This is a genomic window from Sellimonas caecigallum (assembly GCF_019754295.1).
Taxonomy (GTDB): Bacteria; Bacillota; Clostridia; order Lachnospirales; family Lachnospiraceae; genus Sellimonas; species Sellimonas caecigallum.
In genome coordinates this window covers 229,491-244,683 of the sequence record NZ_VIRV01000001.1, presented here as the reverse complement: position 1 = coordinate 244,683, position 15,193 = coordinate 229,491, and the positions used below count along the sequence as shown (strand labels likewise).

At 42.5% G+C, this 15,193-nt stretch carries 11 protein-coding genes and 1 CRISPR repeat array; all 11 genes read left to right on the top strand.

What is annotated here, in order from left to right; translation table 11 throughout:
- Positions 1-67 precede the first annotated feature (67 nt).
- The gene (locus FLB61_RS01175) at positions 68-430 is read left to right on the top strand and encodes an iron chaperone (RefSeq protein ID WP_246599070.1); all 363 of its coding nucleotides are present in this window, start codon (positions 68-70) and stop codon (positions 428-430) included.
- Positions 431-1,069: 639 nt separating this feature from the next.
- Entirely contained in the window at positions 1,070-3,451 is a 2,382-nt protein-coding gene (gene cas3, locus FLB61_RS01170) for a CRISPR-associated helicase Cas3' (protein ID WP_221919195.1), read from the top strand.
- A 12-nt stretch (positions 3,452-3,463) separates the two neighbouring features.
- A complete protein-coding gene (gene cas5c / locus FLB61_RS01165; protein WP_221919194.1) occupies positions 3,464-4,201 on the top strand; it encodes a type I-C CRISPR-associated protein Cas5c in 738 nt (245 codons plus the stop codon).
- A complete protein-coding gene (gene cas8c / locus FLB61_RS01160; protein WP_221919193.1) occupies positions 4,198-6,216 on the top strand; it encodes a type I-C CRISPR-associated protein Cas8c/Csd1 in 2,019 nt (672 codons plus the stop codon). Before cas5c ends, cas8c begins: the two co-directional genes overlap by 4 nt.
- Entirely contained in the window at positions 6,209-7,063 is an 855-nt protein-coding gene (gene cas7c, locus FLB61_RS01155; RefSeq protein WP_221919192.1) for a type I-C CRISPR-associated protein Cas7/Csd2, read from the top strand. Before cas8c ends, cas7c begins: the two co-directional genes overlap by 8 nt.
- Complete coding sequence (gene cas4, locus FLB61_RS01150; RefSeq protein ID WP_221919307.1) at positions 7,053-7,721, top strand: CRISPR-associated protein Cas4; 669 nt, start codon at positions 7,053-7,055, stop codon at positions 7,719-7,721. The genes cas7c and cas4 overlap by 11 nt, the downstream gene beginning before the upstream one ends.
- Complete coding sequence (gene cas1c, locus FLB61_RS01145) at positions 7,718-8,749, top strand: type I-C CRISPR-associated endonuclease Cas1c (protein ID WP_221919191.1); 1,032 nt, start codon at positions 7,718-7,720, stop codon at positions 8,747-8,749. Before cas4 ends, cas1c begins: the two co-directional genes overlap by 4 nt.
- Positions 8,750-8,758: 9 nt before the next feature.
- Positions 8,759-9,049, top strand: a complete 291-nt coding sequence (gene cas2 / locus FLB61_RS01140) for a CRISPR-associated endonuclease Cas2 (RefSeq protein ID WP_221919190.1) — start codon at positions 8,759-8,761, stop codon at positions 9,047-9,049.
- 169 nt (positions 9,050-9,218) lie between these two features.
- Positions 9,219-12,626: a CRISPR direct-repeat array (repeat unit 32 nt; unit sequence GTCGACCTCCTTGTGAGGTCGTGAGTTGAAAG).
- Between the two features lie 645 nt (positions 12,627-13,271).
- Complete coding sequence (locus FLB61_RS01135) at positions 13,272-14,183, top strand: helix-turn-helix transcriptional regulator (protein WP_221919189.1); 912 nt, start codon at positions 13,272-13,274, stop codon at positions 14,181-14,183.
- Between the two features lie 42 nt (positions 14,184-14,225).
- Positions 14,226-14,570, top strand: a complete 345-nt coding sequence (locus FLB61_RS01130; RefSeq protein WP_221919188.1) for a TfoX/Sxy family protein — start codon at positions 14,226-14,228, stop codon at positions 14,568-14,570.
- Positions 14,560-15,192, top strand: a complete 633-nt coding sequence (locus FLB61_RS01125) for a GyrI-like domain-containing protein (RefSeq protein ID WP_221919187.1) — start codon at positions 14,560-14,562, stop codon at positions 15,190-15,192. The genes FLB61_RS01130 and FLB61_RS01125 overlap by 11 nt, the downstream gene beginning before the upstream one ends.
- Position 15,193: the final 1 nt, after the last annotated feature.

The following is a 15,193-nucleotide window of genomic DNA, read 5'->3' as shown; positions in this document are numbered from 1 at the left end:
AATACAAAAACCTAATCAGGGAAGAGTAAACTCAGAATTAGGTAAAGGAGTTGCAGTTGTGAAAGAAATGGAAGAATATCTGTCAACCATTGAAAATGAAGAGCATAGAAAGCGTCTGCGCCAAATTTTTGCCTGGATTACACGAACGTTCCCTGATTTGGAATATAAAACAATGTGGAAACAGCCTATGTTTCTGGAACACAAAACATTTATTATTGGATTTAGTGCTTCTAAGAACCATTTTCCTATTTATCCGGAGACAAAAGGAATGGAAGAGTTTTCAAATGAAATCAGGGAAGCAGGATACACGCAAAGCAAAAATCTTTTCAGAATTGGATGGGAGGATACGGTAAATTTTCCTTTGTTAGAAAAAATCATCAATTTTAATCGGATAGATAAAGCGGAGTGTTCGACGTTCTGGCGCAAATAAATTTTCAGAAGGAGTGAAATAAAAGTTGTGGACGAGCGTAGAAAGCTTGCTTCCGTAGCGAATCTAAATGACGAAGTTATAACAAAAAGTGTAGAAAATAAGGGCTTTCCTGAAATCAGAGTTTGCCTGAGTATAGGTTTAGATTCCAGGATTTTTTGTGTGTTGTGATCGGCTTTTCAGATGGTAGGATAAATATGTCCCCTAATATCCATAACATACATAAGGTACTTTATTCAGAGGGTTACAAAGTTTTTTAATAAACTTCGGGAAGCTCTGACTATTAGAAATATATTTACTCATAAACCCTTCTTTTACGGGTTTGAATATATAGTTAGTTTTATTCTTGTTTAAAAAGTTAGATTGTGTTAAAATTGGTTAAAATATATAAAAAACATAAAAAAACAAACTAAAAAATAATAAAAACACACAAAAATATTGGCGGCAAAAAGTAAATAGTTGGAAAGCTTTCTTAACGAGATATAAAGAAGTTTGTTATGTCTTGCAAATCCGCATAAATACTGAATGTGTGGTGTTTTGCTTATGGATAATGTATATGGAAATGGAGTGATTATTATAGATAATGACAAAAGGAAACAATCTGCTTTTTTGCAGAATGATTCATATTTGGCGCATGTGGTTTTGAAAAATAGAACCACACAAAGCGTAAGCGAACATCTTTTAGGAACAATGGAGCTTGCCGAAAAAAACTGCCCTTTGGAAATCTTGAAAAACATAGTTATATCCGAAGCATTGCTTCATGATGCAGGGAAGCTAAGTGAGGAATTTTTCGAATATATGGATGATATCCGAAAAAATGGTAAGGCTGCGAGAAGACGAACAATTGATCATACGTCTGCTGGGGGAAGAATTCTTGAGAGTATTATTGGTGTAAAAATGCTCTCTGAGTTTATTAGTACGGTAATTTATTCACATCATGGTCTGCAGGACAACATTGATATGGAATCGGGAGTTACACTTTTTGAAAAGCGTCGGGAGAGAGAAATCGAATTTGAAACGATACAGCAAAGATATTTTGAAATCATTGATAAGAATCTTTTGATAAAATATCTTGTCGCGGCACATTTGGATTTAATGAAAATTCTCAGACATATCGATGACTTTGTGCGTAGTACAGGGAAAAGAGACTGCGGGAGCAGAGATTTTTATCTGGGAATGTATGAGAGATTAGCGTTATCTGTATTAATCGACAGCGACTGGACTGATACGGCGTGCTTTTGCCAAGGAGAACCACACCCAGATCGGATTACTGAGGAAAGGATGCAGGAGATTTGGTGGGAATCAATCGCAAATTTTGAGGATTATATGAATTGTTTGACCGATTCCGGAGAAAAAAGTCCGTTGAATGAGTATCGAAATAAGATATCTGATATTTGTTTTCAGGCGGCGAAAGAAGAAAGAAATTTGTACAGGCTTACAGTCCCTACCGGGGCAGGTAAGACATTCAGCGGTCTTCGGTTTGCTCTTCATCATGCACAGAAATATCATAAGAAGCATATTATATATGTCGCCCCGTACAACTCAATACTAGAACAGAACGCGGAAGATATCAGGAAGGCGGTCGGAAATGGAGACTTTGTACTGGAACACCACTGCAATATTTTCTATGAAGATGAGAACAGGGAAATGGTTTACAAGAAATTGACGGAAAGTTGGGATGTTCCGATTATCGTAACTACCGCAGTGCAAATGCTCAATACGTTGTTTTCTGGGCAAAAAAGCAGTATCCGGAGGATGCATAATTTGTGCAATAGTGTGATCATCTTTGACGAAGTACAAGCTTTTCCAATAAGGGGGACAGAATTGTTTAATCTGGCGGTAAATTTTCTGACTGTATTTTGTAATACAACAGTTATCTTATGTTCGGCTACTCAGCCGTCGTTGGCATCCTTAAAGGAAAATAATTTGTTTGACTGTATTGATATGGTAGGTCCATCCGGGCGGTATGTGGATGCGTTTAAGAGGGTAGAGATTGAGGATAAGACGGATCTGGTGCATGGTGGTATGCAACCGGAAGATATCAGTGAATTTGCGCTGGAGTCTTTCCAGGAATATGGTTCTGTGCTTATCATTGTAAACACAACAAAATGTGCCAAAATGGTTTATGAAGAATTAAAAAGGTCCTGCAGTGAGGAATGCGATCTATATCATCTGAGTGCCAGAATGTGTCCCAAGAACAGAAAGGATGAATTGGAAGCCATTAAACAGAATTTAAAGGATAAGAAACCAGTTATCTGTGTTAGTACGCAGCTCATCGAAGCTGGGGTAAACTTATCTTTTGGCTGCGTAATTCGTTCTTTGGCGGGATTGGACAGCATTGTTCAGGCGGCCGGGCGCTGCAACAGACATAAAGAGATGGAAATTGGAAAGGTTTATATCATTAAAATGGCACAGGATGCTGAACGACTTGACAGACTTTATGATATTAGACGAGCGCAGGAAGCTGCAGAGAAGGTTTTATATTATTTTAAACAGGATCCGGAAGATTATGAAGGTTCCATAGATTCAGAAAGATCGGTAACAGCATATTACAAAGAATACTTTCATGATTTAGGCGTGGCGCCTACGAAATATCCAAGTCGTTCCTGTGAAACGACGTTGGAAGAATTGTTGGGAAGGAATGAACCGGGACGTAGTCAATTTAAAAGAAGGCATGGAAGCAGGGAAGGAGAGCCTCGTATATGCCAGGCCTTTGCAACGGCGGGAAAAGAGTATAAGGTCATCGACGAGGAAGCCGAAATGACAGTTGTAATTCCCTATGATGATGTAGCCGAAAAGGCTATTTATATCTTGGAAGATAGATTCGCATCACTGTTTGATCAAAAGAAAGCAGTTCAGACATTGCAGCAGTATTCGGTGGGACTCTCAGAATATCTTTTTAAGAAGCTCGGTAGGGCAATCCATAAAATCGATGATATGGCGATTAATGTATTAAATATTGATTATTACGACAGAAAGGAAGGTTTACTGGAAGAACCAAGGAACCGATTTTTAAATTTTTAAGGAGGTGAAGAGATGGAAAAATACAGAAATACAATAGAATTTGAGGTATATGGAGATTATGCACTTTTTTCCGATCCGGTAACCAGAGTCGGCGGAGAAAAATCGAGTTATCATATCCCTACTTATGAAGCCCTGAAAGGGATCACGGAGAGCATATACTGGAAGCCAACGATCAAATGGATCATTGACGCAGTCCGTGTGATGAGACCGATCCAGACGGAGACAAAAGGCGTCCGTCCGATAGGATATAACGGTGGAAACGAGCTCGCATATTACACGTATCTAAAAGATGTATGCTATCAGGTGCGGGCACATTTTGAATTTAATTTAAATCATCCTGAGCTTGAAAATGACAGAAATGAGAACAAACATCATAATATTGCCAAAAAGATGGTGCAAAGAGGCGGTAGAAGAGATATATTTTTGGGAACCAGGGAGTGTCAGGCGTTTGTAAATCCGTGCGAGTTCGGTAAAGGGGAAAGCTATTATGATAACATGCCCGGCGAGGTAGCATATGGTTTTATGTATCATGGCATCACATATGCAGATGAAGCAGAACTGCCGGAAGAACAGGATAAGATGACGGTAAATTTCTGGAGACCTGTAATGAAAACTAGAGGGATCATTGAGTTTCTACGTCCAGAAAAATGCCCGGAAAAGCGCTTTATTAAAAAAATGAGGCGTAAAGTGTTTGGAGAGGGGAAATTTAGCGGACTTCAGGAATTTGAAGGAGAGGAGGTAATAGGTTGAGTTGGGAAGAAGAATTAATCAACTTATATGATAAGAACAGTTCACAGGTGGGAATTATTCAGTATAAGTTGTTTAAGAAGAATGGAAAAGATGAGAAGATCCCATACGTACTACTGCCACCTTTCCATACTACAGTGTCAGCTCAGATCCAAGTGACGCTCAGTGCAGAAGGAGAATTTCTGAAGGCATCGAAAGTAGGAAGCGAGGACAAAATGACGATTATTCCAGTAACAGAAAAATCGGGCAGCAGGACAGCTGGAAAAGCGCCTCATCCGTTTTGTGATAATCTGAAATATCTGGCAGGAGATTATGGAAGATATGTACAGGATAAAAAGGGAGACATAGTAAGTTATAATGAACTGTACATGGAAGAACTGGAAAAATGGCACCTATCTTCTTTCTCTCATGAAAAGGTAGATGCCGTCTGGCATTATTTGAAAAAAAGAACGTTGATTCAAGACCTTATACAGGAAAAGATCCTACTACAAAATGAAGAAGGATATCTAACGGATGAGATTAAGATAGATGGAGTCACTCAAAGTATGGTATTCGTTCGATTTATTGTGAGAGGAAAAGATAGAATGGAATTTGGACAGACCTGCGATGAATGTTGGAAAGATTCTTCGCTTATGGATTGCTTCATTCAGTATTATCGCTCTCTAGAAGGGAAAAAAGAACTGGATTATCTGACAGGAAATATTCAGACAGCCTCCTATCTCCATTCGAAAAAGATCCGTAATGAAGGTGATGGAGCAAAACTGGTTTCATCAAATGATGATGTAAACTTTACATTTCGCGGACGTTTCACTACAAAAGAGCAGGCTTTTGCTATTGGAAATGAGTCATCTCAGAAAATGCATAATGCTCTGAAATGGATCATTCGAAAACAGGGGAGGAGCTTTGATACTTTGACGATGATTACGTGGGAGTCCGATATGAAGAAAATGCCGCCGTGGGATGCGGATACAGAGACGATCAGTTCATTAGCATTGTCAGATATCACGGTGGAAACAGGCGAAGAAGATATTCAGGCACAGTTTCAGGACGATTTTCCAGATGGTTGGAAAGAAGAGAAAGAAGAAGCAAGGTCTGATGGAAACCCGATGACCGCACGGCAGTTTTACAGTGCGTTGGAAGGATATAGAAAGCAGGTAGAAAATACTTCGCATATGATCCTTATGGCATTTGATGCGGCAACGACAGGAAGGTTAGCGTTGGCAGAGTTTAAGACCCTGGATACCGTAAGATATTTAGATAATATTAGAAAATGGCATGAGCAGTGTGGATGGATTCAATGGAAATACAAAGAAGGAAACAGAAAGAGTTATTATGGTGTACCGGGGGTACGGGATATCGCTGATATTTTATACGGATTAGAGTCAAACGGAAAGCTTACGATCGCCGACAAAAACGGGAAAAGGCTCTATGCAGAGCTTGGACGCAGGTTGCTTCCCTGCATCTGGGATAACAGGAATATTCCCTATGATCTGGTTATGACTGCCATAAACAGGGCATCCATGCCGCAGGCGTATAAAGAGCGTTATAACTGGGAGCGAGTTTTGACACTGGCCTGCTCATTTGTGAAAAAAAATAGATATGAGAGAGAGAAGGAGGAATGGGGCATGGCATTGAATAAAGAATGCGAAAACAGAGCTTATTTGTACGGAAGACTACTTGCCGTGGCAGACAGGATTGAGTATCGCACATTTGAGAAAGAAAAGGATAATGCGAGAGTGACAAATGCAAAGCGGTATATGAATATTTTTTCCCAGAGACCGTTCGAGACATGGAAGATCATAGAAGAAAATCTACAGCCATATCTCAATAAACTTCCGATCGTGGAGAGACGATACTATGAAAATCTGATAGACAGCATTTGTCAGCTCTTTGATATGGATTCGTTTCGTAAAAATGATAAGTTAGATGGACTCTACCTTTTAGGGTTCCACAGTCAGTCTTATGATCTGAAATATAATAAAAATAAAGCAAATGATGGAGGAAACGAAAATGAGTGAATTAAAAGGGAAAATTGATTTTACATTGTTTGTGAGTGTGTCCAATGCCAATCCTAATGGCGATCCGCTGAATGGAAATCGCCCTAGAATCAATCTTGACGGGTACGGAGAGATTTCAGATGTATGTATCAAAAGAAAGATAAGAAACCGTTTTCAGGATTTAGGACAGCGAGTGTTTGTGCAACCGGATGACAGGGCAGATGACGGGTTCCGCAGCTTAAAGGAGAGAGCGGAAAGTTGTGAAGAGCTGAACAAAGAGATCAGTAAAAAGAAAAAAGCGAACAGAGATCTGTGTGCCCAGATAGCCTGTAAGGAATGGATCGATGTGAGAAGTTTTGGACAGGTATTTGCATTTAAAGGAGAGGACGTATCTTTTGGCGTACGAGGCCCGGTGTCAATCCATCAGGCGGTAAGCCTGTCTCCCGTGGATATTATCAGTATGCAGATCACTAAGAGTGTGAACAGCGAGGCGGGAAAAGAGAGTAAGGCGTCGGATACGATGGGAACAAAGCACCGAATTGCGTATGCTGTATATAAGCTAATGGGGAGTGTTAATGTACAGCTTGCAGAAAAAACAGGATTTTCGCAGGAGGATGCAGAAATCTTGAAAGAATCTTTAAAGACACTGTTCGAAAATGACGCCTCATCGGCAAGACCAGACGGAAGTATAGAGGTGTGCAGGATGTACTGGTGGCAGCATGTTGAAAAAACACCGGCTGTCTCAAGCGGAAAGATACAAAGAAGCTTTAAAATGAATGAGGTAAGCAGGCCTTCAAAGTTTGAAGACTACGGTATTACATGGGAATTGGATGGTTGTGTGAAACCGGAGGTATTTGATTTTGTATAATGAGGAAGATTTTCTGCAGCTTTCAGGAATCCAGCATTTCGCTTTTTGTCGTAGACAGTGGGCGCTTGCTTATATTGAACTTCAGTGGCAGGAGAATGTAAGAACTGTGGAAGGGCACCTTCTCCATGAAAAAGCACATGACGTAGCTATGAAAGAAAAAAGAGGTAATCTTATTGTTGTCAGAGCCATGCCGGTGCATTCAAGGGAACTCGGAATAAGTGGTGAGTGTGATGTTGTAGAATTCCACAGATCGGAGAAAGGGATTTCGATTTCCGGTCACGAAGGGAAATATACTGTGGTGCCGGTCGAGTATAAGCGGGGAAAGCCGAAGTTAAACGATGTTGATGCGTTGCAGGTTGCGGCACAGGCGCTCTGTTTAGAAGAAATGTTGTGCTGTGATATTCCTTATGGATATATCTATTATGGAGAAATACGGCACCGCGAGACAATAGAATTTACTGAGAAACTAAGGCGCAAAGTGAAGGATATGTTTGTGGAGATGCATAAGTATTACGGACAAAGGTATACACCAAAAGTAAAACGAAGTAAAAGTTGTAATGCATGTTCGCTGAAAGATATCTGTTTGCCCATGCTGAACAAAGATATTTCCGTAAAAAGCTATCTAGACAGTAGAATGAAAGAGGAGGAACCAGATTGAAACGATTATTAAATACCCTGTATGTAACTGGCACAAACAGATATCTTTCTTTGGATGGGGAAAATGTGGTTGTGCTGGAAGAAAGGGAGGAGATTGGGCGGATCCCACTGCATAATCTCCAAGGTATTGTGACATTTGGCTATACAGGTGCAAGTCCGGCACTGATGGGAGTGTGCGCTCAGAGAAATATAGACCTAACATTTATGTCTGGAAACGGAAGATTCCTTGCAAGAGTAACAGGGGAAGTCAAAGGAAACGTTACTTTGAGAAAGCAGCAGTACCGTGTCAGCGAAAATAAAGAGAAAAGTATCAGCATTGCAAGAAATTTTATTTTTGGAAAAGTATATAATACAAGATGGATCTTAGAACGTGCCACTCGTGATTATCCGTTGAGACTAGATGTGGACAAGATGAAAGAAAAATCAGCGTTTCTCTATCACAGGCTTCAGGACATTAGAGTATGTAAGGATGCTTCAAAACTTCTGGGGCTGGAAGGAGAAGCGGCTTCTGTCTATTTTTCTGTGTTCGATCAACTAATCCTGCAGCAAAAAGAGGATTTTTACTTCCGGGAGCGTAGCAGGAGGCCGCCTCTTGATAATGTAAATGCAATGCTTTCTTTTGCTTATAGTCTGCTGGCAGGTATGTGTAGCTCAGCTTTGGAAGCAGTTGGACTTGATCCCTATGTAGGGTTCTATCATACAGATCGGCCAGGGAGGATTTCGCTTGCTCTGGATGTGATGGAAGAGCTGCGAGGTATTATGGCTGATCGGTTCGTCCTTACCATGATCAATAAGCGGATTGTGAAAAAGGAAAATTTTATCCAGAAAGAAAATGGTGCCGTTATACTGGATGACAGTGGAAGAAAACTTTTTTTAAGTGCATGGCAGGAGCGAAAACAGGATGTAATAAAACATCCGTTTCTGAACGAAAAGATTGAGTGGGGTATGGTTCCCCATGCACAAGCTATGTTGCTGGCGAGATATTTGCGTGGAGATTTGGACGAGTATCCTCCGTTTTTGTGGAAGTAGGTAATAGAAATGCTTGTGATTATAACATATGATGTAAATACACAGACTGCCGCAGGTCGTAAACGTCTGAGAAAAGTGGCTAAGCAGTGTGTGAACTATGGTCAACGGGTGCAGAATTCTGTCTTCGAGTGTCAGCTTGACGCGACGAAGTACCGTCAGATAAAAGCAAATTTGGAGGATATCATCGATAAGGAAGCGGACAGTTTGCGATTTTATAATCTGGGGGATAAATATAAAAATAAAGTAGAACATATTGGAGTCAAGCCTAGTTTTGACGTAACCGATACCTTAATTATTTAGTGCGAATGTAAAGAGGACAGAAAATGTTGGGAGATTCGCACCAGAAAACTTGCAAAAAGACATGTTAGATAAAAAATCGGAAAGACAAAAAGCTGTGAGAGAATTGGTAATTTGGATATAATAGTGAATAATTGTATAGAATTTCAATAAATTATTGTTGAAATTTGCCGTCGACCTCCTTGTGAGGTCGTGAGTTGAAAGGAGTATGACACCGACAGCCCGCAGGAGTTGTTTAACGTCGACCTCCTTGTGAGGTCGTGAGTTGAAAGACCGGACTGTTGCTGTCGGTAATACCGGAGGCAAGTCGACCTCCTTGTGAGGTCGTGAGTTGAAAGTCATTGACGACACGAAAGTGTCAATAGAAAAATAATGTCGACCTCCTTGTGAGGTCGTGAGTTGAAAGTTTTATGCCCTGAGCATGGCTTAAAAGGCTTAAATGTCGACCTCCTTGTGAGGTCGTGAGTTGAAAGAGGCACGAGAGTGACGGTGTATACATTGACTACCTGTCGACCTCCTTGTGAGGTCGTGAGTTGAAAGATTTCGCTTCCAATTTTCGCAGAGAGGAGGTGGAGTCGACCTCCTTGTGAGGTCGTGAGTTGAAAGTCCAACGCTGAAAGCAAGGCGAAAACAGCAGGGCGTCGACCTCCTTGTGAGGTCGTGAGTTGAAAGACTATTCCAGCATTGGCATACCCTCCTTGTACTCCGTCGACCTCCTTGTGAGGTCGTGAGTTGAAAGGACAATCTCCCGGATGATACCAAGCTGCAGATCAGCGTCGACCTCCTTGTGAGGTCGTGAGTTGAAAGAGCAAAAGACAAAAATCAAATGCCACACACTTATTGTCGACCTCCTTGTGAGGTCGTGAGTTGAAAGATGGACCAGAACGGAAACCATGTATAGCGATGGCAGTCGACCTCCTTGTGAGGTCGTGAGTTGAAAGGAATAATGGATGCAGTGAAATTTTTGAAAGAAGTCGACCTCCTTGTGAGGTCGTGAGTTGAAAGAATAGTATTGTTGATAACCTAAACTGGGATTTATGTCGACCTCCTTGTGAGGTCGTGAGTTGAAAGTCCACTCCGTCAATCAAAATTATCTGCAGTCCGTTTGTCGACCTCCTTGTGAGGTCGTGAGTTGAAAGACTAATCAAATCGGAGAATGCATCCTACCGGTAGCGTCGACCTCCTTGTGAGGTCGTGAGTTGAAAGACTCTGATAAGAGAGCAGAAGTCGGACAGGCTATGTCGACCTCCTTGTGAGGTCGTGAGTTGAAAGGGTACTGGTAAGTAAACTTGCAAAGGTTCATGACGTCGACCTCCTTGTGAGGTCGTGAGTTGAAAGACTGCGCTATTCAGGTATGCCGGCGGAATGGAACTGTCGACCTCCTTGTGAGGTCGTGAGTTGAAAGAACGATATTGTTTCTGGAGCTGATAGAGCAAAATCGTCGACCTCCTTGTGAGGTCGTGAGTTGAAAGGCTAAATACTGTGCCACATCGACTGTCGGATACGGCCGTCGACCTCCTTGTGAGGTCGTGAGTTGAAAGGGCTTTGCACGCTTCGACGATACCAGCTAACGCGTCGACCTCCTTGTGAGGTCGTGAGTTGAAAGCCGTCTTATCAATCCTAGATGCATATACAGATAGAGGTCGACCTCCTTGTGAGGTCGTGAGTTGAAAGACCATGAGGTAGAGCAGAGTGGGAAACTGTCTAGGTCGACCTCCTTGTGAGGTCGTGAGTTGAAAGCATCTACTTCCTCCGGTTTTCCGATCTGCCAATACCGTCGACCTCCTTGTGAGGTCGTGAGTTGAAAGATACCCAAAAATAAAGGAGATGATGTTATGCCAAGTCGACCTCCTTGTGAGGTCGTGAGTTGAAAGAGTGTATGGCGTTGATACCGACCTATGAGCAGAACGTCGACCTCCTTGTGAGGTCGTGAGTTGAAAGCATCGTTCATCCTCGTACACTGACAGAATATTATAAAGGGTCGACCTCCTTGTGAGGTCGTGAGTTGAAAGCGATCAGCTCGACGCCCTTCATCAAGATTATCGGGGTCGACCTCCTTGTGAGGTCGTGAGTTGAAAGGATTGCCCGTTAGGCAAGAAAAACAATGAGCGAGGGTCGACCTCCTTGTGAGGTCGTGAGTTGAAAGGCTGCTTGTTAGTGCGTGGTATAGCAAGTGGGCAAGTCGACCTCCTTGTGAGGTCGTGAGTTGAAAGGAAAGTGAGGTAACGCATGGCATCTTGTAAATATGTCGACCTCCTTGTGAGGTCGTGAGTTGAAAGATCCCATGCCATTTTCGTAGTCTTTTTCTGACCAGTCGACCTCCTTGTGAGGTCGTGAGTTGAAAGGTCCTTCGCTAAAAAGACAGGTTCTCCGTTTTGGTCGACCTCCTTGTGAGGTCGTGAGTTGAAAGTATGGGTACCATGTACAAAAAAACGGGACCTGCCTCTGTCGACCTCCTTGTGAGGTCGTGAGTTGAAAGATTCCATACCTTACCTTGCCAGACCTGATGTGTAGGTCGACCTCCTTGTGAGGTCGTGAGTTGAAAGGCATCCCAGCATGGATGATGGCACGTATACATGAGTCGACCTCCTTGTGAGGTCGTGAGTTGAAAGGGCTGATAGTGACGACGACACGCTGGATCAGATGTCGTCGACCTCCTTGTGAGGTCGTGAGTTGAAAGATCATTAAATCTCCAAAAGCTAAAGCCAGTAACAGGTCGACCTCCTTGTGAGGTCGTGAGTTGAAAGATTATATATCATTCTCCCTCGCTCCTTTCGTTTGGTCGACCTCCTTGTGAGGTCGTGAGTTGAAAGATTAGCAACAATCTGTGATTTTTGAGCTGCGTAGTCGACCTCCTTGTGAGGTCGTGAGTTGAAAGTTTCATTTCTGTTTCCCATCCTGTTCCAAATCCAGTCGACCTCCTTGTGAGGTCGTGAGTTGAAAGACCGGATACAACACAAGTGGCGTACTCAGTAACAGTCGACCTCCTTGTGAGGTCGTGAGTTGAAAGACATAAGAAATCTTATAAGGCGGTTCTCCTGTATTGTCGACCTCCTTGTGAGGTCGTGAGTTGAAAGGCGATCATGCTGTCAGAAAGATAAGGAGGAATATCAGTCGACCTCCTTGTGAGGTCGTGAGTTGAAAGGCTGCTGATGAGCGGAATCAATGCCCGGCAACAAAACGTCGACCTCCTTGTGAGGTCGTGAGTTGAAAGACAGCCCCAAGGGAGACGTCCGGATTTACAGCCGTCGACCTCCTTGTGAGGTCGTGAGTTGAAAGGCTGAATGGGAAAAGAAACAGTCTAAGGCAAAAGGTCGACCTCCTTGTGAGGTCGTGAGTTGAAAGAGATCGGCGCTTATTGGAGATCGAGAGGAAAAAAAGTCGACCTCCTTGTGAGGTCGTGAGTTGAAAGAATAATCTCCGGCTGATTCTCAGACTTTGGAACGTCGACCTCCTTGTGAGGTAGTGAGTTGAAAGTTCCTTCTGGCCAGCATACCGGACAACCTGCCGGGGTCGACAGAGTATACATAAGAAATAACCAGGAAAACGTCGATCTCTTTGTGATGCCATGAGTTGAAAGCCCACCAAATCTGTTTTGGTTACATACTTAATAGAACTCTGCAGCCCATATGGTTATGATAAATTTCTAAATTTATGGGCAATCTACACTTGTATTAAAATGTTTCGAAATATTTTTTAAAATATTTTGTAGAGAGAATAAGCATCAGGTTAAAAATGATAAAAACTATCATGTACATAGGTAACAAATACTCCATTGGATTTCTTTGTAATTGTAGTCGATAGATATTTAGACTATTTCATTACAATATTACAATTATGAAGGATAGGATATGGAAGCTACTTGCAAAGCCTGTGTCTCCATGGAGGAACTAATCAGGCTTCTTAATGAATGTTGTCATAGCGGTATGACAGATGTTGACTGGTGCCGTACGGACGACATCGCGATAATCACTTTTTATAACTGAGGGCATCTACCTCCAGAGAGCGGCGAATCAAATATACCTTGACAATTCACATACGATTGAATTGATAATGAAGAATGAGGCGCTCCATATCAGAAACGATGTTGCTCATGTTCCATTTACTAAAACGAACCACCCATCGTCTAGTATGGCACCCTGCAGTTTTTCTTAAAAAATGTTAAAATAGACATGACATATAGTTGTCATGTTTATTTTGTTATGATAAAAACAGGAGGGAGCAAATGAAGACAGATCGGCTGATTGGCATACTATCCGTTCTTCTGCAGCAGGAAAAGTGTACGGCACCGGAACTTGCAGAGAAATTTGAAGTTTCCAGAAGAACAATAAACCGGGATATTGAAACACTGTGCAGAGCGGGAATCCCCATCCGTACTACACAGGGAGCGGGCGGCGGTATCAGCATTATGGAAGGATACCGTATGGACAGAACGCTTTTGACTTCCAAGGATATGAAAATGATCATGGCTGGTCTTCGGAGTCTGGACAGTGTCAGCGGGAGCAGTTACTATGGACAGCTGATGGAGAAACTGAAAGTTGGTGCATCAGATTTTGTAAGCGGAAGAGATTCGGTTCTGATCGACCTGTCATCCTGGTATAAAGAATCTTTGTTACCGAAAATATCCCTGATTCAGGATGCTGTGGAAGAAAGAAAAAAGATCGTTTTTCATTATTTTGCTCCTGGCGGCGACAGTATCCGAGTGATCGAACCCTATTATCTGATCTTTAAATGGTCCAGCTGGTATGTGTGGGGCTGGTGCATGAAACGGGAGGATTTCCGCCTTTTTAAGCTGAACCGGCTGGAGGATTTAAAGAAGATGGAAGAAGAATTCGAACCCAGGCAGGTCCCACTGCCGGATCTCTCCAATGAAAGAATTTTCCCGGCAAATATCCGGGTAAAAGTGTTGTTTGAGCCGGAAATGAAATGGAGACTCATAGAGGAATTTGGCCCTCAGTGCTTTGAAAAGCAGGAGGATGGAAGGCTTCTGTTCCAGATGGATTACACAGATGAAGATACGCTGCTTGGCTGGCTGCTGACCTTTGGTGCAAAGGCAGAGGTATTGGAGCCGAAAACTGTAAAAGAAAAACTCCTGGAAACGGCGGAAAAAGTCATAGCATTCTATAAAAAAGAATGATTAATCCGGGACAAAAAGCAATATGGGGAAGGAGGAAGAGTGATGGCACAAAAAGAACTGGCGCTTTATGTAGCGGAACAGCTTGCTCCTCTGGGAGAAATCCGTTACATTCCCATGATGGGAGGATGGCTGTTTTATTACAGGGACAAATTGATCGGGGGCATTTACGGAGACGGGTTTGCGGTAAAGGATACGGAAAGTGCAAGAAGATTTATGCCTGATTGCCGGGAAGAAGTATGGGAGGATACTCCCGCGGCCCTGCTTCCCTGTACGATTCTGGAGGACAGGGAGGCATTGTGTGAAATGGTAAGAGCAATGTATCCCGAACTTCCGGAACCGAAGAAAAAGAAACCAGGGAAAAGGAGAAAAGCGAAGGATGGCATTTGACTATAAGAAAGAATACAAAGAATTTTACCTGCCAGGCAGGCGGCCTCAGATTGTAGAGATTCCGGAGATGAATTTTATTGCAGTCCGGGGAAAGGGAGATCCAAACGAAGAAGGAGGAGAGTATAAAGCTTCCATCGGCCTCTTATATGGAATTGCCTTTACGATCAAGATGAGCAAGAAAGGCAGACATGAAATCCAGGGATATTTTGATTATGTTGTTCCGCCTCTGGAAGGGTTCTGGTGGCAGGACGGTACGGAAGGGATCGATTACGGGAGAAAGGAAGCATTTCAGTGGATCTCAGTGATCCGTCTGCCTGATTTTGTACAGAAAGCAGATTTTGACTGGGCGATAGCAGAGGCGGAGAAAAAGAAAAAACAGGATTTTTCAAAAGTGGAGTTTCTAACAGTAAAGGAAGGTGTGTGTGTACAGTGTATGCATATCGGAGCCTTTGATGATGAACCGGAAACGATTAAGCTTATGGAGCAGTTTGCCCGGGAAAAAGGATATGTGAGTGATTTTTCAAATGAACGGATGCATCATGAGATTTATCTTTCGGATGCCAGACGTGTCCCTGTGGAAAAGTGGAGGACGGTAATCCGGCATCCGGTAAGAAAGGCATAAT